The organism is Sphingomonas sp. 1F27F7B (assembly GCF_005503355.1).
Lineage (GTDB): Bacteria > Pseudomonadota > Alphaproteobacteria > Sphingomonadales > Sphingomonadaceae > Sphingomonas.
This window is the reverse complement of sequence record NZ_SCMK01000025.1, coordinates 52,352-70,928: the sequence shown is the minus strand read 5'-3', so window position 1 is coordinate 70,928 and position 18,577 is coordinate 52,352. Positions and strand designations below refer to the sequence as shown.

At 68.1% G+C, this 18,577-nt stretch carries 22 protein-coding genes and 1 pseudogene; 15 read left to right on the top strand and 8 right to left on the bottom strand.

All coding sequences use genetic code 11. From position 1 onward, the window contains the following. Positions 1–93: pseudogene (locus FFS08_RS19465) on the top strand (IS5/IS1182 family transposase); the annotation flags it as partial. Positions 94–109: 16 nt separating this feature from the next. Here FFS08_RS19465 and FFS08_RS19460 read toward each other — a convergent pair. Together FFS08_RS19460 and FFS08_RS19455 are read right to left on the bottom strand one after the other, a co-directional pair. Then, positions 110–634, bottom strand: coding sequence for a hypothetical protein (locus FFS08_RS19460; RefSeq protein WP_137865143.1), 525 nt, complete (start codon positions 632–634; stop codon positions 110–112). A gap of 277 nt (positions 635–911) precedes the next feature. After that, a complete protein-coding gene (locus FFS08_RS19455; RefSeq protein ID WP_137871848.1) occupies positions 912–1,517 on the bottom strand; it encodes a GNAT family N-acetyltransferase in 606 nt (201 codons plus the stop codon). Positions 1,518–1,720: 203 nt separating this feature from the next. Here FFS08_RS19455 and FFS08_RS19450 point away from each other — a divergent pair, with 203 nt between their 5' ends. Then, the gene (locus tag FFS08_RS19450) at positions 1,721–2,596 is read left to right on the top strand and encodes a hypothetical protein (protein ID WP_137864044.1); all 876 of its coding nucleotides are present in this window, start codon (positions 1,721–1,723) and stop codon (positions 2,594–2,596) included. A gap of 277 nt (positions 2,597–2,873) precedes the next feature. Here FFS08_RS19450 and FFS08_RS19445 read toward each other — a convergent pair whose 3' ends face one another. Then, positions 2,874–3,752 carry a hypothetical protein gene (locus tag FFS08_RS19445; protein WP_137864045.1) on the bottom strand — a complete coding sequence of 293 codons (879 nt, stop codon included), beginning with the start codon at positions 3,750–3,752 and terminating at the stop codon, positions 2,874–2,876. Between the two features lie 256 nt (positions 3,753–4,008). Between FFS08_RS19445 and FFS08_RS19440 the strand changes: the two genes are divergently transcribed. The 6 genes from FFS08_RS19440 (at position 4,009) to FFS08_RS19420 (ending at position 9,564) form a co-directional block, all read left to right on the top strand. After that, positions 4,009–5,037 (top strand): hypothetical protein, encoded by a 1,029-nt coding sequence (locus FFS08_RS19440; RefSeq protein ID WP_137864046.1) that lies wholly within the window; start codon positions 4,009–4,011, stop codon positions 5,035–5,037. A 65-nt stretch (positions 5,038–5,102) separates the two neighbouring features. Next, complete coding sequence (locus tag FFS08_RS19435; protein WP_137864047.1) at positions 5,103–5,627, top strand: superoxide dismutase family protein; 525 nt, start codon at positions 5,103–5,105, stop codon at positions 5,625–5,627. A 24-nt stretch (positions 5,628–5,651) separates the two neighbouring features. Next, on the top strand, positions 5,652–6,116 hold the full coding sequence (locus tag FFS08_RS19430) for a low molecular weight protein-tyrosine-phosphatase (protein WP_137864048.1): 465 nt from the start codon (positions 5,652–5,654) through the stop codon (positions 6,114–6,116). After that, the gene (locus FFS08_RS24350) at positions 6,064–6,450 is read left to right on the top strand and encodes a DUF8617 domain-containing protein (protein ID WP_502702054.1); all 387 of its coding nucleotides are present in this window, start codon (positions 6,064–6,066) and stop codon (positions 6,448–6,450) included. The genes FFS08_RS19430 and FFS08_RS24350 overlap by 53 nt, the downstream gene beginning before the upstream one ends. Before the next feature lie 57 nt (positions 6,451–6,507). Next, positions 6,508–6,918 (top strand): hypothetical protein, encoded by a 411-nt coding sequence (locus FFS08_RS19425; protein WP_137864049.1) that lies wholly within the window; start codon positions 6,508–6,510, stop codon positions 6,916–6,918. A gap of 339 nt (positions 6,919–7,257) precedes the next feature. Further along, on the top strand, positions 7,258–9,564 hold the full coding sequence (locus tag FFS08_RS19420) for a GAF domain-containing hybrid sensor histidine kinase/response regulator (protein ID WP_137864050.1): 2,307 nt from the start codon (positions 7,258–7,260) through the stop codon (positions 9,562–9,564). Positions 9,565–9,795: 231 nt separating this feature from the next. Here FFS08_RS19420 and thpR read toward each other — a convergent pair whose 3' ends face one another. Further along, positions 9,796–10,332: an RNA 2',3'-cyclic phosphodiesterase gene (gene thpR / locus FFS08_RS19415; protein ID WP_137864051.1), complete on the bottom strand. Its 537-nt coding sequence runs from the start codon at positions 10,330–10,332 to the stop codon at positions 9,796–9,798. Positions 10,333–10,428: 96 nt separating this feature from the next. Here thpR and FFS08_RS19410 point away from each other — a divergent pair, with 96 nt between their 5' ends. Further along, positions 10,429–11,178, top strand: a complete 750-nt coding sequence (locus FFS08_RS19410) for a Bax inhibitor-1/YccA family protein (protein ID WP_137864052.1) — start codon at positions 10,429–10,431, stop codon at positions 11,176–11,178. A 142-nt stretch (positions 11,179–11,320) separates the two neighbouring features. Beyond that, positions 11,321–11,668, top strand: a complete 348-nt coding sequence (locus tag FFS08_RS19405) for a hypothetical protein (protein WP_137864053.1) — start codon at positions 11,321–11,323, stop codon at positions 11,666–11,668. 239 nt (positions 11,669–11,907) lie between these two features. On the opposite strand, the gene FFS08_RS19400 is transcribed toward FFS08_RS19405, so the two are convergent. Further along, positions 11,908–13,056 (bottom strand): lipase family protein, encoded by a 1,149-nt coding sequence (locus tag FFS08_RS19400; protein WP_137864054.1) that lies wholly within the window; start codon positions 13,054–13,056, stop codon positions 11,908–11,910. 71 nt (positions 13,057–13,127) lie between these two features. After that, positions 13,128–14,006: a LysR family transcriptional regulator gene (locus FFS08_RS19395; protein WP_137864055.1), complete on the bottom strand. Its 879-nt coding sequence runs from the start codon at positions 14,004–14,006 to the stop codon at positions 13,128–13,130. 164 nt (positions 14,007–14,170) lie between these two features. On the opposite strand from FFS08_RS19395, the gene FFS08_RS19390 reads away from it, so the two are divergent. From FFS08_RS19390 to dmeF, 5 genes are read left to right on the top strand one after another with little or no spacing between them, the layout of a single operon-like run. Next, positions 14,171–14,464, top strand: a complete 294-nt coding sequence (locus FFS08_RS19390; protein WP_137864056.1) for a hypothetical protein — start codon at positions 14,171–14,173, stop codon at positions 14,462–14,464. Next, complete coding sequence (locus tag FFS08_RS19385; protein ID WP_137864057.1) at positions 14,461–15,030, top strand: hypothetical protein; 570 nt, start codon at positions 14,461–14,463, stop codon at positions 15,028–15,030. Before FFS08_RS19390 ends, FFS08_RS19385 begins: the two co-directional genes overlap by 4 nt. Further along, complete coding sequence (locus tag FFS08_RS19380; RefSeq protein WP_137864058.1) at positions 15,027–15,431, top strand: acyl-CoA thioesterase; 405 nt, start codon at positions 15,027–15,029, stop codon at positions 15,429–15,431. The genes FFS08_RS19385 and FFS08_RS19380 overlap by 4 nt, the downstream gene beginning before the upstream one ends. A 39-nt stretch (positions 15,432–15,470) precedes the next feature. Next, a complete protein-coding gene (locus FFS08_RS19375; protein ID WP_137864059.1) occupies positions 15,471–15,746 on the top strand; it encodes a metal/formaldehyde-sensitive transcriptional repressor in 276 nt (91 codons plus the stop codon). 8 nt (positions 15,747–15,754) lie between these two features. Next, positions 15,755–16,669 (top strand): CDF family Co(II)/Ni(II) efflux transporter DmeF, encoded by a 915-nt coding sequence (gene dmeF, locus FFS08_RS19370; protein WP_137864060.1) that lies wholly within the window; start codon positions 15,755–15,757, stop codon positions 16,667–16,669. 39 nt (positions 16,670–16,708) lie between these two features. Here dmeF and arr read toward each other — a convergent pair whose 3' ends face one another. Next, positions 16,709–17,101, bottom strand: a complete 393-nt coding sequence (gene arr / locus FFS08_RS19365) for an NAD(+)--rifampin ADP-ribosyltransferase (protein ID WP_137864061.1) — start codon at positions 17,099–17,101, stop codon at positions 16,709–16,711. 142 nt (positions 17,102–17,243) lie between these two features. After that, complete coding sequence (locus tag FFS08_RS19360; protein WP_137864062.1) at positions 17,244–18,551, bottom strand: amidohydrolase; 1,308 nt, start codon at positions 18,549–18,551, stop codon at positions 17,244–17,246. Positions 18,552–18,577 lie beyond the last annotated feature (26 nt).

Genomic DNA, 18,577 nt, shown 5'->3' with positions numbered 1-18,577 from the left:
GACTGGCGCCGCGTCGCTACCCGTTACGACCGCTGCCCCACCACCTTCTTCTCCGCCATCGCGCTCGCCGCCACCATCATCTTCTGGCTATGACCAATGAGTCCTGACCCTAGAAGTATCGCTTATATTCGCGATCATCCATGCCGGAGATCGTCGCTACATTAATCTTGGATCGATCCGATCTGTCGATAAACTCTATCCTATAGGAGTTGGTATCTTCCACGAATATCGGATAATTAAGATCGAAGAGATTTTCCTCTTCGGTCATGCTGTAATCTTCCAGGTGCCGAAGGTCGAAACTTTGAATATAGCCGTCGGAAGGAATGGTGGGAAGCAGGGTCGTGAGGAGTTCTTCCGCCGATTTTCCGTTTATGGAGATGATTTCAGATCCAACCGGGATCGCGTTGGCCGATTGTGCAGCCGTGAGAACGTATATCCTTCGATCGATGATCTTCAGGGAAAGAGGGAAGTGATGGCGGGTGTCTTTTAACGAGAGATAATAGTCTTCCGACGGTTTGGGTATCAGGTGCTCGTCGTGGACCCTCGCGCAAATGGTGGCGATGAGCTTATAGAACTCGATCTCCGTTTCGGGCCTGTCCAGCGACTTGAAGCCGTCGTCCAGAAGCTTGGTCATGATCGATCGGTCGGTAAATCGATAGAGGCTTGGATATATATTCTCCAAGGCGGTCCTGAGAACCGAATAGTCCTCTTGCAATTCCTTTGGGCTATATGTTGGCGATTGTTGCTCCCCGGGCTCGCTCTGACCGTTTCCGCAAAGAGCCGCGGCCAACAGCGGGAGTGCGATCATATTTCTTAGAATCGAACGCATCTGTGGGTGTCCTCTCACCATTGGATGTTGTCTCAATATCTGCGATGAACGACCGTCTTCGAATTTCGGGGGAAGCGGTTCTTCACATATTGCAGATGCCGCCCCGATCCACGCCGGCCTCTCGCCCCTCCCATTCCCCCACCCCCAACCGATACACCGCCGTATCCCGCACATACCCGGTCCAGGTGGTGAGATCCGCCCGGCGCACTTCCACCAGTCTTGCCCCCAGCTTCTCGACGGCGCGGCAAGAGCGGGTGTTGCGGGTGTCGACGCGGAACTGGATCGCGGCGTAACCCTGTGCGAACGCGCGGGCGATCATCAGCCGCTTCATCTCCGCGTTGAACGGGCCGCCGCGCACGCCCGGCACGATATAGGTCGCGCCGATCTCGATCGCGGCATCCGCACCGGGCACCGGGATGTAGCTGGTCATGCCGACCGGCCGACCGTCCTCGCCGCTGCCGGCGGCCTCCGCCGCTTCGCGATCGAGCACCGCGAACATCGTCCAGCCCGGCATCGCGCGCAGCAAGCGCAGCGAAGCGTCGAAATGCGCGCCCGCCATGCTCACCGGATAGATGGTCCAGATTTCCGGATCCTCGGCGCAGGCCGCGCGCAGCGGCTCGACATGCGCGTCCGCGAACGGTGCCAATTGCACGCGCGCTCCCGCCATGGGCGTGCCCAGCATGGCCATGCTCTCCTCTCCCTTCGTCTTTGCGGGGCGCAGCCTTGGCGCGGATTGCAGCCCAATTGCGGCGCTGGTGCGAGCGGTTGGTGGCCCGGCCGCATGCACTTGACGCGGAGGGCCGGGACGATATTATGTTCTTCATTTGTTCTTTACATGTAGGATTTCGCGGCATAGCTGGCGCGCTCCCTTCACGGCGGAGCGAGGCGGCAATGGCGGGCGAATTCGGGCGGCAGCGTTGGTCAGGTGCGGTGCGCGAGGCATTCCTGCGCGGGCTCGCTTCGCACGGCAGTGTGCGGCGTGCCTGTCGCGAGGCGGGGATGAACGTTGCCGGCGCCTATGGCGTGCGCGAGCGCGATCCCGATTTTGCACGGCTCTGGGAGAAAGCGGTGGCGCGGGCCGGAGCGGAGCGGGCGGCGCGGCTGGCCGAGGCGGCCGGCAAGGCTACGCGGCGCGACGGCATGTTTCGCGACTATCGCCAGCGGCACGACGGCTGGACCCAGTCGCGCACCCGCGCTTTCCTTCGCGCGCTCTCCGAGACGGGCTGCGTGCGCGATGCCTGTGTACGAGCGCGGATATCCAACACGTCCGCCTATCGGATGCGGCGGCGCGACGCGAAGTTCGCCGAGGCCTGGGAACGGGCGCTCGACCGGGTGGCGCCCATGCTCGAACAGGCCGCCTATGAACGCGCCGTGGAGGGCTGGGATGAGATCGTCTGGCGGAACGGTGCCGAATTTTCGCGCAAGCGGCGCTATTCGGACGGGCTGCTGCGGCTGCTGATCGAGCGCGGCGGTACCGCGGGACAGCCGCGCCGCCTCGCGAGCCAGAAGGAGCTGATCGCCTTTGCCAGGACGGCGGCCAAGGCGGCCGGCGGGTTCTTCGGCCAGCGCGCCAATCCCGAGGATACCGACCGGGCGATTCTCAAGAAGCTCGAAATGATCGACAGGGCCCGCACGCTGGAAGCGGAAGAGGCCGTGCTGGAGGCGGCGCGTGCGGGGGAGGTGGAGGAGGCGGACGGCGTTGCCGGAGAGGCGCCCGCTGGCGGGGCCGGCAACGGCGGCGCGCTACCCCGGTTGCAGCGCCTGTGATGGCGCGCCGGTGATCCAGTACCTTTGATGCGGCACGGAAGCCCGCCGCGCGCGAGCGGACCGTCGGGTTAGGGCGCGGGCCGGAGCCCGCGCCCACCGATGGAGACTGCCGGTGGGCGCCGGCAGCCCGCCAGGCCCCCGCGTTGCCGCGGGCGCCGTGCGACATGGGGCGGCTGGTGCGGCCGCCCGAATTCCCTGGTCCGCCCCGGCTATTGGCCGATGGGACAATGTCCTCAAGCGGGACGTTGCCCATTTTGGCGGAACCGCGGCGCCGGCTTCAGTCGAACGCTACCGGCGCGGGGCGGCCGGCGAGATAGGCGCGGGCGGGATCGTCGAGCGGGAAACCGTTTACACCCAGGCGCGCGAGCAGGAGCCGGACCGTGGAGAAGCTCCGGACGCTGGTCGCGATCGATTCCGGGCGGTTGAGCCAGGCCTCGGAGACGAGCAGCTTCTTGCCGACCCGCTCGACCCGGCCGTCGCCGAGCAGATGGACGAGGCGGCGGCGCACTGTCGCCTCGGGCAGGCCCAGCGCGCGGGCGACCGCGCTGGTGCGCACCGGCACGCGCAGCGCCGACGGCGGCTCCTTGCGGCCGTCGGCATAATGCCAGGCAAGCTCGCGATCGGCGCTGAGCAGGCGCGAATTGGCGGCATAGATGGTCGAGAACAGGACGAGCTCGAGCCAGTCGCGATGCGTGCGGCGATTGGTGTCGACCACCGCGAGCATCAGGTCGATCGCCGCCTGGACTCCCGCGGCATGATGATAGGGGCGGACGGTGCCGACCTCGGGCATCGGCACGCCGGCGCGCGCCATGTCGGCGACGAAGCGGACCGCGGCGTCGTGGACCAGGGTGAGGAAGGCAGTGAGCTCGGGCGAGCGCAGCTCGGCATGGCTGGCATGGACGCCGTCGGCTCCCCGCTCGCACCAGCCGGCATCGACCAGCGCGTGCACGTGCCGGCGCACCGTCTCGTACGGGCGCGACAGCGACATGGCGAGCGAATGGGCGGACACCGTGGGGGCGAGCCCCTCGCGCGTGCCGAAGGGATAAGTGTCGCGAGTGATCACTGCGAAGATCGTCACCCGGTCGAGATCGCCGTCGAACAGGCGGATCGCGCGCGCCAGCACCGTCGTCTGCAGCTCGGCGAGCAAGCGGGTCATGAGCCGGATCGGCGGGGGATCGGGAGGCAGGCGGATCGACATGCTCTGCGCCGATACTCGCCGCTGCGCGCGCCGGCAGCTAGCCCAGGGACACCGTATTTCGCCAATTTGAGTAGCAGGAAATGGCGGATTCCCGGGGAAAACCGGCCGAAACTGCTCAATCGGGTAACCATGTCGGGCCGCGGCGCGGCCAAAGCCGGCTCTTGCCCGCGCCGGCGCGGTGCGGGAGAAGCGCAGCGCAGGACAGGGGAGCCGAATGAAAACACTGATCGCCGCGGCGGTGCTTGCGCTCGGCACGGCCGCCTTGCCGGCCGCGGCGCAGACTGCGCCGGTGCCGCCCGAACGGCCCGCCTGCCGCGAAGTGGGCGACCTGCCCTTCCTCGTGATCGACGCGGACAGCGCGGCGCGGCTGGCGGCGATCGGGCTCGACCGGGCGGCGATCTTCGCCCAGATGCGCGAGACTTCGATCCCCGAGACGATGGGCTGCTGGGCGATGCCGGTGGGCAATTTCGACAGCCAGCTCGTCTCGGTCGGCATGGCGCAGTGGAATTTCGGCACGGGCAGCCTCCAGCCCCTGCTCAGGGCGTGGAAGCATGCGCAGGGCAGCCGTTTCCGCCGCGCACGCAACGCGCTGATGCCGGTCCATGGCAAGACCATCTTCTCGCACGCCTGCCTCGCGGTGCCCGTGAAGGCCAAGTGCCGCGAACGGATCCTGGCGGCGCACGGGCCGGACGGGAAGCTCGATCCGGTGATGTCGGGCGAACTGAACGCGCTGTTCGAGAACGACGCGATGCTCCAGGTCCAGCTCGACACCTATCTCGCGCTGCTCGAGGCAGTGCGGCAGGACCTGTTGCGGGTGTTTCCCGAGGGGCCGATCACGCTGCGCAAGGTACGCTGGGCGGTCGACACCAAGGTGCAGCAGGGCGGCTTCCCGCTGGACGAGGACCTGGCGCGGCTGCGGCGCAAGCTCGCGGCGATGCCCGAAGGCGAGCGCTGGGACCGGCTCGGCGCGATCTTCGCCTGGTATGGCGCGCTCGCCCGCTCGATCGATCAGGACGGCGTGCAACGCGACTGGGCCTGGAATCTCGATCGCTGGGGCTGCCTGCTCGACAAGCGGCGGATCGATCCGGAGCAGTATGAGATGCTCCATTTGACCTTCCTCAGGAGCCGCACGGCGATCGGCAATTCGGGGCGCTGGCAGGCGCTGACCTTCGAGCGGCGGGCCAGGATCATCCTCGGGGTGGGCAGCGTCTCCGGCAAGGCGGACGGAGAATGTTTGCGCTGACCCCTTGGAACCGGCGCCCCGGCCAGCCATTACGTGACGGGAACATCTATCCGGAGTGCAGGGCGATGCGTGGTTTGCTGTTGGCGGCGGGGTTGTTGACGGTGGCGGGCTGCGCGAGCCCGCAGAAGGACGCGCGCTACATGGCCGGCCATTCGCGCGCCCAGGCCGATCTGAAGATGGCCGACGGCACGGATGTCGGCAAGGCGATCGCGGAGGAAGTCGACGGCTCGATCCGCGTGATGGTGGAGGTCCACGGCCTCACCAGGGGGGTGCACGGCACCCATGTCCACACGGTGGGCAAGTGCGAGGGGCCGGACTTCGCCAGCGCCGGCGGCCATTGGAACCCGACCGCGCACCAGCATGGCAAGGACAATCCGATGGGCCCGCATGCCGGCGACATGCCCAATCTCTCGGTGGGCGAGGACGGTCGCGACCGCACGATCTTCGTGCTTCCGGGCGGCACCTATGCCGGATTGATGGACGAGGACGGCGCCGCGCTGGTTGTCCATGCCAATGCCGACGACTACAAGACCGATCCCACGGGCAATTCGGGCGGACGCATCGCCTGCGGCGTCTTCCACGCGATGTGACGCGGCGCGGGGCGGGAGGCTGAGGTGACGTCGGTGCTGTTCGTGTGTCTGGGCAATATCTGCCGCTCGCCGCTGGCCGAAGGTGCGCTGCGGGCGGCGGCGGAACGCGCCGGGCTCGACATCATGGTGGATTCGGCGGGGACCGGCGACTGGCATGTCGGCGCGCCTCCCGATCGCCGCGCCCAGGCGGCGGCGCGGCGGCACGGGGTCGACATTTCCGGCCTCAGGGCACGGCAGGTGCGGCCGGAGGATTTCCGCCGCTTCGATCATGTGCTGGCGCTCGACGACCAGAATCTGCGCGACCTCGCGGCGCTCGCGCCGGCGGACGGCACGGCGGAAGTCCGGCTGCTGATGGACTATGTGCCGGGGCGCGAGGGCAGCTCGGTCGCCGATCCCTATTACGGGACGGACCGCGACTTCGACGCGACCTGGGCCGATGTCAGCGTCGCCGCCGACGCGCTGGTGGCGCGGCTGGGGCGGCCCGGCTAAGGGGTCGGGAGCGGGCGGGTGCAGGCCCATTAGCGGATGTTTCTTGCCAGGGTGGAGGCAGAGCATGGGAACAATTCATTGCCCTTGCGGACGCACCTTTTCGGATGGGGCAATACCCTGTCCCCATGAATGGACACTCATATCCGAAGGGGACTTGTTCGCGGCCCTTGACGAAATCGAGCAGCTCGATTGGAAGGCGGAATTCGCCGGGGACAAAGCTGATTGGTCAATACGGAGTCGGAGTTCGATCGCCTATCGCTGCCCTCATTGCGAGCGGATGCTCGTCTTCGAGGACGGCATAGATAAGCGGGCAACGAGCTATAGGCGCGAATGACGGCTTTCCACTTTCCACCCCTTCACGACCTAAGGCGGTCCGGCGGGAAGCGCCCCGATGGCGGACATCGCCCCTTTCGATGAACATACGATCAAGGGGGCTGTGGATAAGGATCGCTTAATGCTTGCGACTCTGCTGATTACGATTCTCACTTGTGCCAATCCGAGCTTCTGCCCCAGTGCCGCGGAACTCCGGACTGCGCTGCTCCAACGCCGCGCCGACGAGATCGCTACCGCGCTCGCCGCCAAGGGCGTGGAAGATCCAGGCGGCATCTTCACTGGGCGTCCGCGCCCGATCACCAGGTGGTCGGATATGCAGTGCGATCAGCCGCGCGGGGATGAGCCTCGCACGCTTCGTTGTCATGTGACAGTCCACTACGGCAGCAGGCGGCAACGTGTTACCGCCAGCCTCGTGCGGGATGGGAGCGGGTGGTCCGTGATCGACGAAACTACGATCTTCACCGGTTAGCAGATCAGGTCCAGCGTCAGCTTTCCACCCGGCCTCGGCCGTTGGTGATGGTCCAGCGCGATGTCAGAGGCGGACGTCTGCATCGTGCCGACCCGAGCAGGGGTCTGGCCCCAGGCGCGGCGGTCCTGATGCGGATGGCTGGCGAACGGCGCGCGACGTAACGAATTGCGACAGGCATCCCCCCGGCATGGCGATCGGCATGATAGGCTGCACCCAGCGCCGACATGCCGCTTCGAGGCGGGAACTCTGCCACCCGCGCCATATCGGCGGCGGCGTCTTTTCCCGGGGGACACAGCATGTATAAACCACGGCCGGGGCGGGGGCGCATGGGGAGCATGGATGGCTGAAGCCGATGCCGCCTGGCCCAGCCACGGCGGAGAAACAGGGGACAGGCTGCGCGCGCCGGACTTCGCGGTGCCGGAACTGGGGCCGGTCGCGGGCTGGCCGCGCGAGCTCAGGCAAGCGATCGACCTGATGCTCGCTTCGCCGCAGCGCGCGTTCGTCACCTGGGGCCCGGATTATCTCTTTTTCTACAACGACCGGATCCTCGACGCCTATCGCGACGAAGACGCGCGGATCTTCGGACGCTCCTATCGCAAGAGCTGGCCGGCGGTGTGGGAGGAAGTGGGCACGCATTTCGAGCAGGCGTTCGCCGGCGAGCCGGTGCTCCGGCCTGGCCTGCACGTGCAGACCACGCGCGGCGGCGGCGAGAAGATCGACATCCATGTCGACCTGTCGATGACGCCGATCCGCGACGCCGCGGGCAAGGTGATGGGCATCTTCGGTACCAGCGCCGATCGGACAGAGCATTTCCAGACGGCGGCGCGCGAGCGCGACATGCGCGAGGCGCTGGAGGAGAAGTCGCGCACGCTGGAAGTGGTCAACCAGGCAGGTACCGCGATCACCGGCGAGCGCGACAGCGCACGGGTGGCGCAGACTGCGGTGGACGCGGGCGTGGCGCTGATCGGGGCAAAGTTCGGCGCCTTCTTCTACAACAGCACCGACGAGAACGAGGGCGAGCGCTACATGCTCTACGCGCTGGCCGGGGCGCCGCGATCGGTGTTCGACAAGTTCCCGATGCCGCGGATCACCAAATTGTTCGAGCCGACCTTTGCCGGCACCGGCATCATCCGCGTCGACGACGTCACCGCGGATGCGCGCTACGGCCGGAACGCGCCGTTCAAGGGCATGCCCGAGGGGCATCTGCCGGTGCGCTCCTATCTGGCGGTGCCGGTGCGCACGCCGGCGGGCGACGTGATCGGCGGCCTGCTCTACGGCCATCCCGAGCCCGGCCGGTTCAGCGCGGCGGCCGAGGCGAGCCTGGTGAGCCTGGCCGGCCAGGCGGCGCTGGCGATGGACAATGCCCGGCTGTTCGAGGCGGTGGCGCGCGAGCTGGCGCGCCGCGCCGCCGCCGAGGAAGAGCTGCGCCTGCTCAACGAACGGCTGGAGACGCGCGTCACCGAAGCGGTGGCCGAGCGCGAGACGGTGTTCGCTGCACTCCAGCAGGCGCAGAAGATGGAGACGATCGGCAAGCTGACCGGCGGCGTGGCGCATGATTTCAACAATCTGCTCCAGGTGATCTCGGGCAATCTCCAGCTGCTCACGCGTGACGTGCAGGGCAATGAGAAGGCCGAGCGGCGAGTGGCGAACGCGCTGGCGGGGGTGCAGCGCGGATCGAAGCTGGCCAGCCAGCTGCTCGCCTTCGGCCGCCGCCAGCCGCTCGAGCCGCGCGTGCTGAACATCGGGCGGTTCCTGGGCGGCATGGAGGACATGCTGCGCCGCGCGCTGGGCGAGGCGATCGCGATCGAAGTGATCACGTCCGGAGGCCTGTGGAACTGTCAGGCCGATCCGACCCAGCTGGAGAATGCGATCCTCAACCTGGCGATCAACGCGCGCGACGCGATGGCGGGCAGCGGCAAGCTGACGATCGAGGCGGCGAACGCCTCGCTCGACGATGCCTATACCAGCGGGCTGGATGACGTGCCGCCGGGCCAGTATGTGATGCTGGCGGTGACCGACACCGGCACCGGCATCGATCCGAAGCTGATCGAGCAGGTGTTCGAACCCTTTTTCTCGACCAAGCCCGAGGGGCAGGGATCGGGGCTGGGGCTGTCGATGGTCTATGGCTTCGTCAAGCAGTCCGGCGGCCATGTGAAGATCTATTCCGAGCTCGGCCACGGCACCACGCTGAAGCTCTATCTGCCGCGGGTGCGCGGGCGCGAGGAAGTGGCGGTCGCGTCGCCCGAGACCGTGACGATGCGCGGCGGCGCCGAGACGATCCTGGTGGCCGAGGACGATCCGGACGTGCAGGCGACCGTTGTCGAGCTGCTGACCGACCTGGGCTATGTCGTGCTGCGCGCCAACGATGCGCAGAGCGCGCTGAGCGTGATCGAGAGCGGCGTGGCGATCGACCTGCTGTTCACCGACGTGGTGATGCCGGGCGCGCTGAAGAGCCCCGAGCTGGCGCGGCTGGCACGGGCGCGGTTGCCCCAGCTCGTGGTGCTGTTCACCTCGGGCTATACTGAGAACGCCATCGTGCATGACGGGCGGCTGGATGCCGGGGTGGAGCTGCTCTCCAAGCCCTATACCCGCGAGCAGCTGGCACGGAAGGTGCGCGCGGTGCTGGAGGCGAAGAAGAAAGCCTAGGCCGGGGCTCATATTCCTTCAATCGTCATCCCCGCGAAAGCGGGGATCCAGGGTAATGTGGGATATCGGTGCCACCGCACGAACGCTCTCCGGAGAGGACAGGACCCGCCACACCCGTTCCGCGCCTGGCCCTGGATCCCCGCCTGCGCGGGGATGACGAAGGAAGGGGCGGGGATGACGAAGGAAAATCAGATACTTGTTTGGGTTCTTACCCTTGGTCTGCCTGCTTCGTCAGTCCCGGAGCCCGTAGCGCTCCACCGGCTCATATCGCGCGCCGTCATGGCCGAGATGGCTTTCGAACAGGTAGAAATGGTCGAGCATGAAGGGCGGGCTGGCGAGGCCGGCATGCGCCTCGACGAAGCGCTCGGCCGCTTCGGCGGGGGCGTTCATCCGGGCCAGCGTGATGTGGGGGAGATAGGCGCGCCGCTCGGGCGGCTGCCCGGCGCGGACCAGCGCCTGGTCGATCTTGCGATGGAGCCCGGCAAGTGCCTCGCGGGGGCGGATGCCGGCCCAGACCGCGTTGATCCGGCCGCGGCTGTCGAATGTGCCGACGCCCTCCAGCCCGATTTCGAGCGGCGGCCAGCGCACCGCCGAGAGCGCGAGCGCGGCGTCCTCGGCGGCGCGCTCGTCGACTTCGCCGATGAAGCGCAGCGTGATGTGGAGCTGCCCGTCGTCCTGCCAGCGGGCGCCGGGAATGCCGCCCATCAGTGCGAGCAGCTGGGCGCGGATCGAGGCGGGCGGACGCAGGCCGACGAACAGGCGGATCATGGCCGAGGCACTAGCGCGCCCGGTTTTGCTTGAAAACACCCGGCGCGGGGGCGATATTCACCGATACCGGCAGGTGCCGGGCAAAGGAGTTTTGAAATGGCTGACTGGGATACCCGGACGGGCGCGCCCTATGTGACCGCCGGCGCGGACGCGGATACGCGCGACGCGGGCCTCAGGTCGTACATGCTGTCCGTCTACAACTACATGGCTTCGGGCGTGCTGCTGACCGGCATCGTCGCCTTCGCCTTCGCCAAGAGCGGCGCGATCGACGTGCTGTTCGCGGTGCAGGAGAATGGCCGCGTCTCGCCGTCGCTGCTCGGTTGGATCGTGATGCTGGCGCCGCTCGGCATCGTGATGGTGATGAGCTTCGCCCAGCGCAGCCTCTCCACCCCGGCGATGCAGGCGCTCTACTGGATCTATGCGACGACGATGGGCCTGTCGCTCTCGACGATCTTCCTGCAATATACCGACAGCTCGATCGCGCAGGTGTTCTTCGGCACTGCCGCGGGCTTCGCCGGGCTGAGCCTGTGGGGCTACACCACCAAGCGCGATCTTTCGGGCTGGGGGACGTTCCTGATCATGGGCGTGGTCGGCCTGATCGTCGCCTCGATCGTCAACATGTTCATCGGCTCGGGCCCGCTGAGCATGGCGATCAGCGTGATCGGCGTGCTGCTGTTCGCGGGCCTCACCGCCTATGACACGCAGAAGATCAAGAGCCTGTATTTCTACGTCCAGGGCACGGACATGATGGGCAAGACGGTGGTGATGGGCGCGCTGACGCTTTACCTCGACTTCATCAACATGTTCCTGTTCCTGCTGCGCCTGTTCGGCAGCCAGCGGAACTAGGCTTCGGCAGCGGAAGCGGAAATCGCGGCCCGGCGGGGAAACTCGCCGGGCCGTTTTCTTTTGCGCCCGGGCGAGAGCTGCTTGCTGGAACGCGAATCGAAGCGCGTTCGTTACAGTCCGGCAACGCTCAGGAGAGTGAGTCATGGACGCGAACCCGATCGACCCGGCGCTGGACCCCCTGTCGGCGGCACCGGGCCCGGATGAAGAAACGAAGCGCGCGGCTGCGCAATCGGCCGATGCCGGCACCGATGAATCGATCGCCGAGCGGTTGGCGCGCAATCCCGAGAGCAAGGAGGCCCGGCTAGACCGTGCGCTCGACGAATCGATGGACGCATCGGATCCGCCCGCCTCGACCCAGCCGGTGCACAGCCATCGCGGCGGCGACCTTCCCGAAAGCTCGGGCTACGACCCGAAAAGGGAAGCCAGGCTGGCCCAGGGCGGAGACAAGGGCGTGATCGGCCGGATCCTGGCGAAGATCGGCCTGGGCTAGGGCCGGCCGCCGCGGCTTTGCCGGCGCACCCGAGAAGCGCGAGGATGCAGTGAACGCGCTGGCGATGGAGTGAGACGGGTCAGCCGCATCGGGCGGCGAGCCGCAGGCCCTGGGGCCCTTCGCTCGCCCGATCGCCACCACTTCGCTACAACCATGGCCTGTCGGCGTATCTTGAGCCGGCGCCGTCAAGGGCGCGCTGGACGGGAGCGCCGGGGCAAGGAGCCGGTGCGGGCGCCGCTTCATATCCGCCCGCAATCGCTCGGCGGCTTCTGTCCGGCGAAGCGCGCGTCGATCCAGTCGAGCGTCGCCGCGGCGGCGCCGGCATCGCGGGTGGCGGCGGCATGGTCGCCGCCGGGCAGCGACAGGTAGCGGAGCGGCGCGCCGGTGCGGCAGCGCTGGCGGGCGAAGGCGAGCGTCACTGCCGGCGCGACTACGGTGTCGGCCGTTCCCTGTACGATCAGCAGGGGACCGGACACCGCGCCGGGCGCGACGCTGTTGGCGCGGGCGATGCCCGCCCAGGGCGGCATAGCGGCCATGTCCTTGTTGCGCAGCGCGCCCCGGATCGCGGCGATGCCGAGGATGGTGCCGAGCCGCGGCTTCTTGCCGAGCTCGATGCAGTTGTTGCGCGCCAGCCGGGTGGCGACGCCGGCATTGGTCTTGTTGAACAGGCTGGAGAGCGGATGGCCGAAATGCTGGGACCAGCTATAGGCGGCATAGGCCGCCAGCATCGCGCGGACATTGGCGTCGCTGCCCAGGCGGAGATTGGCAGCGAGATCGGTGGGCGGGGCGGCGGCGGCGGTGCCGAGCAGGCGCAGCTCGGGCGCATAGCGGGCGGCTTCGACGGCGGTCCACAGCGCGGCATGGCCGCCCTGGGATTCTCCCCAGACCGCGAAATCGGCGCCGGCCCGCGCCTCCGGCAGCGCGCGGGCCGCGCGCACAGCGTCGAGCACCGAGCGGGCAGTATCGACTCCGATCAGATAGGGATGCGCCATGGGCGAGCCGAGCCCGGGATAATCGGGCGCGACCACCAGATAGCCGCGCGCGATCATGTCCGCGAGCGCAGGCGTCGCCTGCCAGAAGCCGGGGCTCAGCGATGGCGCGCATTTCTCGACCACGCCCCAGGTGCCGTGCGTCCAGGCGATCACCCGGCGCGGGCCGGGCGAGGGCGCGCGCTCCCGCGGGGCGACAAGCATGCCGGTGACGCGGATCGCCCGGCCGCCCGCGTCGCTGGTCCAATAGGCGATGCGCCAGCTTCGCATGGTCTCGGGCGCGCCGGCGACCGGATCGGCGGAAATCAGGGTGCCCGGCGCATTGCGCGGCGCCTGGGCGAGTGCCGTGGCGGGCAGGGCAATGAGCAGCAGGACGAGGGACAAGAGGTTGCGCAGCATGACGGGCCTCCTTGATGCGTCGCTTATCCCAGATCGGCGCCCCCGGCTCAATGCGTTCCCGGGCGCCGGAGTCAGGCGGCAGCCATGCCTGCCTCGGCCTCGATCCAGGCGCGGAAGGCCGCCATCGCGGGACTGGGCGCGCGCGACTGGAGCCAGGTGAGCCAATAGCGGCCGGTTGCCACCTCCAGCGCGAACGGCCGGACCAGACGGCCCTGCTCGAGGTGGCGCGTGAGCATCGCGGGCGGGGCGAGCGCCACGCCCATGCCCTGGATCGCCGCCTCCGCCATGGCCAGCGAACTGTCGAACACCGGGCCGCGGAGCGGGGGCGGCGCGATGCCGGCCTGGGCGAACCAGCGCGGCCATTCATCGGCGCGATAGGAACGCAGCAGCGGCATGGCGAGCAGATCGGCGGGGTCCGAGAGGCGTCTGGCCATCTCGGCCGTGCAGAGCGGCGTCAGCGGCGTCTCGATCAGCGGCACGGCTTCGGTGCCGTGCCAGGCGCCGGCCCCGAAGCGGATCGCCTGGTCGAGCCCCTCCCCGGCCAGGTCGACTCGGTTGTTGTTGGTGAACAGGCGGAGATCGATGCGCGGGTGCGCTGCGTGGAAGGCGGGGAGCCGAGGGAGCAGCCAGCCCGTGGCGAAAGTGCCCACCGCGGCGACCGAGAGCAGCTGCGCCGCCCCGCCGCTGGCGATGCCCTCGACCAGCTCGGCGATGCGATCGAAGCTGTCGCCGAGCGCGGGAAGCAGCGCCAGCCCCTCGTCGGTGAGCGCCAGTCCGCGCGGCAGCCGGCGGAACAGCTGCGTGCCCAGCCGCTGCTCCAACCCCTTCACCTGGTGGCTGATCGCCGCCTGGGTTACGCACAGCTCGATCGCGGCGCGGGTGAAGCTGAGGTGGCGCGCCGACGCCTCGAAGGCGCGCAGGGCATTGAGGGGAAGGTGGGGGCGGACCATCGGCGCCGGAGCATAAGTTCAGCTAATGCCATCGGCCAGCCCGATCTTGGGTGGCCTTTCCGGGCAGGGCTCGCTAGGCTGCGGCTATCGCTGGCAGTTCCGTTCGTAGGCGCCCGCGACTGGAGAGACCACCGTGCTCCCGCTTACGCAAGGGGGCTGGAACATTGGACGTCGACATGGCGCCACAGGATCCCGCGGGGGAGGGCGCGGCGAAGCCGGCGCGGGCCGCGGGTTTCCGCCGCAAATTCTCCGAGAACCGCCTCTCGCCCGAAGGCGCCGAGCGCCAGGGGCGGATCGCGCGAATCGCATTCGAAGCGCTGGGGCGCGACGGTGCCACCACTTTCCTCAACGGGCATGACGATTCGCTGGGCGGGCGCCCGCTCGACATCGCCATCGCGAGTGCCGAGGGCTTCGCCGCCGTCGAGCAGGCGATCAACGCGCGCCGCGGGGCGCAGTGAGGCACGGCGCGGCGCGGGATGCCGTTACCGTCACCAGCCCGGAATTGATCCGGGCCCATGCCACGCTGCGGCGCGGATCGCATTTCCTGGGGCTCGGCCTGGGCGGCCCCGGCGCTGCGCAGCGCGCGATCAAGGGCCGCTACCGGGCCAAGGTGATCGGCAACGGGCTGCGCGAGCTCGATCGTTTTCTCAATCATCTTGTTGCCGAAGCGGCGCAGTGCCGCGGCATCGCGCTGCCGGACAGCGAGCGGAATACCGCGAACAAGCTCGCCCGCCTGCGGCGCGCGTTACGGGTGCCCAATCCCGACCATGCCCGGCTGGTGGCGCTCGCGCATTCGCGCAATTGCCTGTTCCACTGCGGCGGCGCGGTGCGCCGCGGCGATCGGCAGGACGACACGGCGATGACCATCGGCTGGCATGGCGAGGGCGGCGCGCTGCGGCGCGTGGCGGTGGGCGGGGAGCTTGCCGTCTCCGCTGCCGATCTTGCCGAGGTCTGCCGATTCTACCGCGACATAGCCGATCGCCTGCTCGCCGAAGCGCGCCGCCTACCGAACGGAATCGCATGATGCGGAGCAGGCCGCACCATTACGCCATCCGGATCGAGGCGGACGACATCGACGCGCTGGGGCATGTGAACAACGCAATCTACCTTCGCTGGGTGCAGGCCGCAGTGGTCGATCATTGGGAAGCACTGGCGCCCCCCGAGGCAGTGGCGGCGCACCGCTGGGTCGCGGTGCGGCACGACATCACCTATCGCAGGCCCGCCTTCCTGGCCGATGCGCTGATTGCGACGGTGGTGCTGGAAAGCGTGAAGCGGGAGAGCGCTTTCTACGATACCGTGATCCGCCGGGGCACCGAGACGCTGGCCGAAGTGAAATCGCGCTGGTGCTGCCTCGATGCCGACACGTTGCAGCCCGCGCGGCTGCCGGCGAGTACGGTGGAGTGTTTCCTGCCGCTCGCAGGCTGAGCTTTACCACGCGCCCATATACCTATAGGGGGTATTGGTATGGCTCATTTTTCCCATGACAATTCTGCGCTGCTCGCGCGGGTTCGCCGGATCGGCGGGCAGGTGAACGCAGTCGAGCGAGCGATGCAGGGTGACGCGAACTGCGCCGAGATCTTGCAGCTCGTGGCCGCAGTGCGCGGCGCGGTGAACGGGCTGCTCGACGAGATCATCGCCGATCACCTCGCTGCGCATGTCGCGGCACCGGGGCTGAGCGATGGCGAGCGCGCGCAGGGCGCGGAAGAGCTTCTGGCGGTGATACGCCGCTATTCGAAATAGGATCCGAGATGGCGACGCTTTCCGAGATCGATGCGCTGGCGCACGAGCATGTGTTCCTTGGCGCCTCGCATGACGACAATGCCCGGCGGACGCTCTGGGTGGTGTTGCTGACCGCGGGGATGATGATCGGCGAGATCGTCGCCGGCTACTGGACCGGATCGATGGCATTGCTCGCCGACGGCTTCCATATGGCGACGCATGCCGGGGCGCTGGCGGTGGCCGCCGCCGCTTACGCTTATGCTAGGAAGCATGCCCGCAGCGCCGCCTATAGCTTCGGGACGGGCAAGGTAGGCGACCTGGCCGGCTTCGCTTCCGCGATGGCGCTCGGATTGATCGCGTTCGCGATCGGACTGGAATCGCTTCTGCGGCTGTTCGAGCCAATTGCGGTGGCGTTCAACGAGGCTGCGATCGTCGCGGTGCTCGGGCTGCTGGTCAATATCGCCAGCGCCTTCCTGCTCTCGGGCGGACATCATCACCATCGCGGGCACGAGCATGATCACCATGGGCACCAGCACGGGCAGGCGCACGACAACAATCTGCGATCGGCCTATGTTCATGTGCTCGCCGATGCACTGACTTCGGTGCTGGCGATCGCGGCGTTGCTGGCCGGGCGCTACCTGGGCTGGGCTTGGATGGATCCGGCGATGGGGATCGTCGGCGCGGTGGTGATCGCGCGCTGGTCGTGGACGTTGATGCGCGACACTGCGACGGTGCTGCTCGACCGGACCGACGCGCATGTCGCCGAAGAGGTGCGCGAACTGGTCGAGACCGGGGATGCACGCATCGTCGATCTGCATGTTTGGCGAGTAGGGCCGGAGGCGCGGGCGGCGATCGTCAGCGTGGTCGGCGTGGATGCCGATACGGTCCGCGCGCGGTTGGCACCGGTGCACGAGTTGGGGCACCTCACCGTGGAGTGCCGCTGACGCCGCACCCGATGCGTGGCCGGGTGCGGCGCGCGAGCCTCAGTCGATGGCCTGGATGCCCTGGGCCTCCAGGCGTTGCAGCGCCTCGCGCATGTGTCGCAGCTGCTCCGGCGAATGCCCCTCCCACGCCGCGACTTCCCCGATCACGCGCAGCGGCGTGCGCGAGCGATAGGAGCGGGTGGGATTGCCGGGGAATTTCCGGTCGGTCAGATTGGGATCGTCGACGATCTCGCCCGTCGGCGCGACGATGTAGATTCGCTCGCGCCCTTCGCCCCGGGCCAGCTCGGCGCCCCAGATCGCCGCGTCCAGCGTGCCGGTGAGATAGACCCAGGCGGCTGCCTTGCGCGTGCCGTAGTTGGAGGCATGGCCGGCGGCGATCAGGTCGCCGGGCCCCAGGTCCGCGCGCGTGCCGTGATAATAGATCATGTGCATCTGCTCCCTCGTTTGCGAATCGAGGGCAGCTTCATGGAACGGGGACCCCGGCTTGCCGCAATCCCGGTCCCGGGTCAGACAATGATAGTGGGAAGAGACGCTCCGACTCCGAGGGCCCCCGCCCCGAGCGCCCCCGCAATGCCTATTTCTTCAGGATATCCAGCGTCGCCGCGGTCATCGCCTCGGTCGCGGTGCCGATCACCGCTTCGGCGTCGGGCGCCCAATAGGCACTGTGCAGCGAGGGAAGCGGCTTCCTGCCATTGTCCGATGCGGCCCATTTGTCCGCCGGCACGCCGCCGACCCAGAAGATCAGGCTCTGGATCGAATTGTCGGCGAGCCAATAGCGGCTGAAATCCTCGCCGCCCATCACTGCGCGGGTCTCGACCACCCGGTCCTTGCCGAAGCGTGTCGTCCACAGTGTCTTCATCCGGTCCGAAAGCGGCTGGGTGTTGAAGGTGGCCGGCGTGAAATTGTCGCGCACCTTGATCTCGGGCATCCGGTCGTCGGGGACGCCGGCGGCGATCGCCTCGCCCTTCGCGATGCGGGCGATGCCGTCGAGCAGCAGCTTGCGGACCTCGGGCTTGAAGCTGCGCACGGTGAGCAGCATCGTCACGTCGCTGCCGATGATGTTGTGCGTCGAGCCGCCCTTGATCATGCCGACGGTGACGACGGCGGCTTCCTGCGGATCGACTTCGCGGCTGACCAGGGTCTGGAGCGACGTGACGATGCGCGCGGCGAGGACGATCGGGTCGCGGGTGGTCTGCGGATAGGCGCCATGGCCGCCGACGCCCTTCACCAGCACGTCGACCGAATCCACATTCGCCAGGGCATAGCCCGGCGTCACGCCGATCTGGCCGGCGGGCTGGCTGGCGCTGTCGTGAAAGGCGAGCGCGAACTGCGGCTTGGGGAAGCGCGTGAACAGCCCGTCGTCGAGCATCGCCCTGGCGCCCATGCCGCGCTCCTCGGCGGGCTGGGCGATCATGACGACAGTGCCGTGCCACTTCGCCTTCATCGCGGCGAGGTTGCGCAGCGTGCCGATCCAGCTCGCCATGTGCGTGTCGTGGCCGCAGGCGTGCATCACGCCGGTCTCGATGCCTTCGTCGTTGGTGGTGCGCACCTTCGAGGCGAAGGGCAGGCCGGTTGCCTCGGTCACCGGCAGGCCGTCCATATCGGCGCGGATCAGCACGACCGGGCCCGGGCCGTTGCGCAGAATCGCGACCACGCCGGTGCCGCCCACCTTCTCGGTGACTTCATAGCCGGCCTTGCGCGCTTCCTCGGCGAGTGTGGCGGCGGTCTTCACCTCATGGAGGCTGAGTTCGGGATTGGCGTGGAAATCGCGATAGAATTCCATGAGCCGGGGCAGCGCGGCCTTGGTCGCGTCGTGCACCGGATCGGCGGCGGAGGGCGTGGAAAAGCTCATCGCAGTTGCGAGAAGGGTGAATCGAAGCATAAGGTTCCCCGCTGCATGGAGGCTCG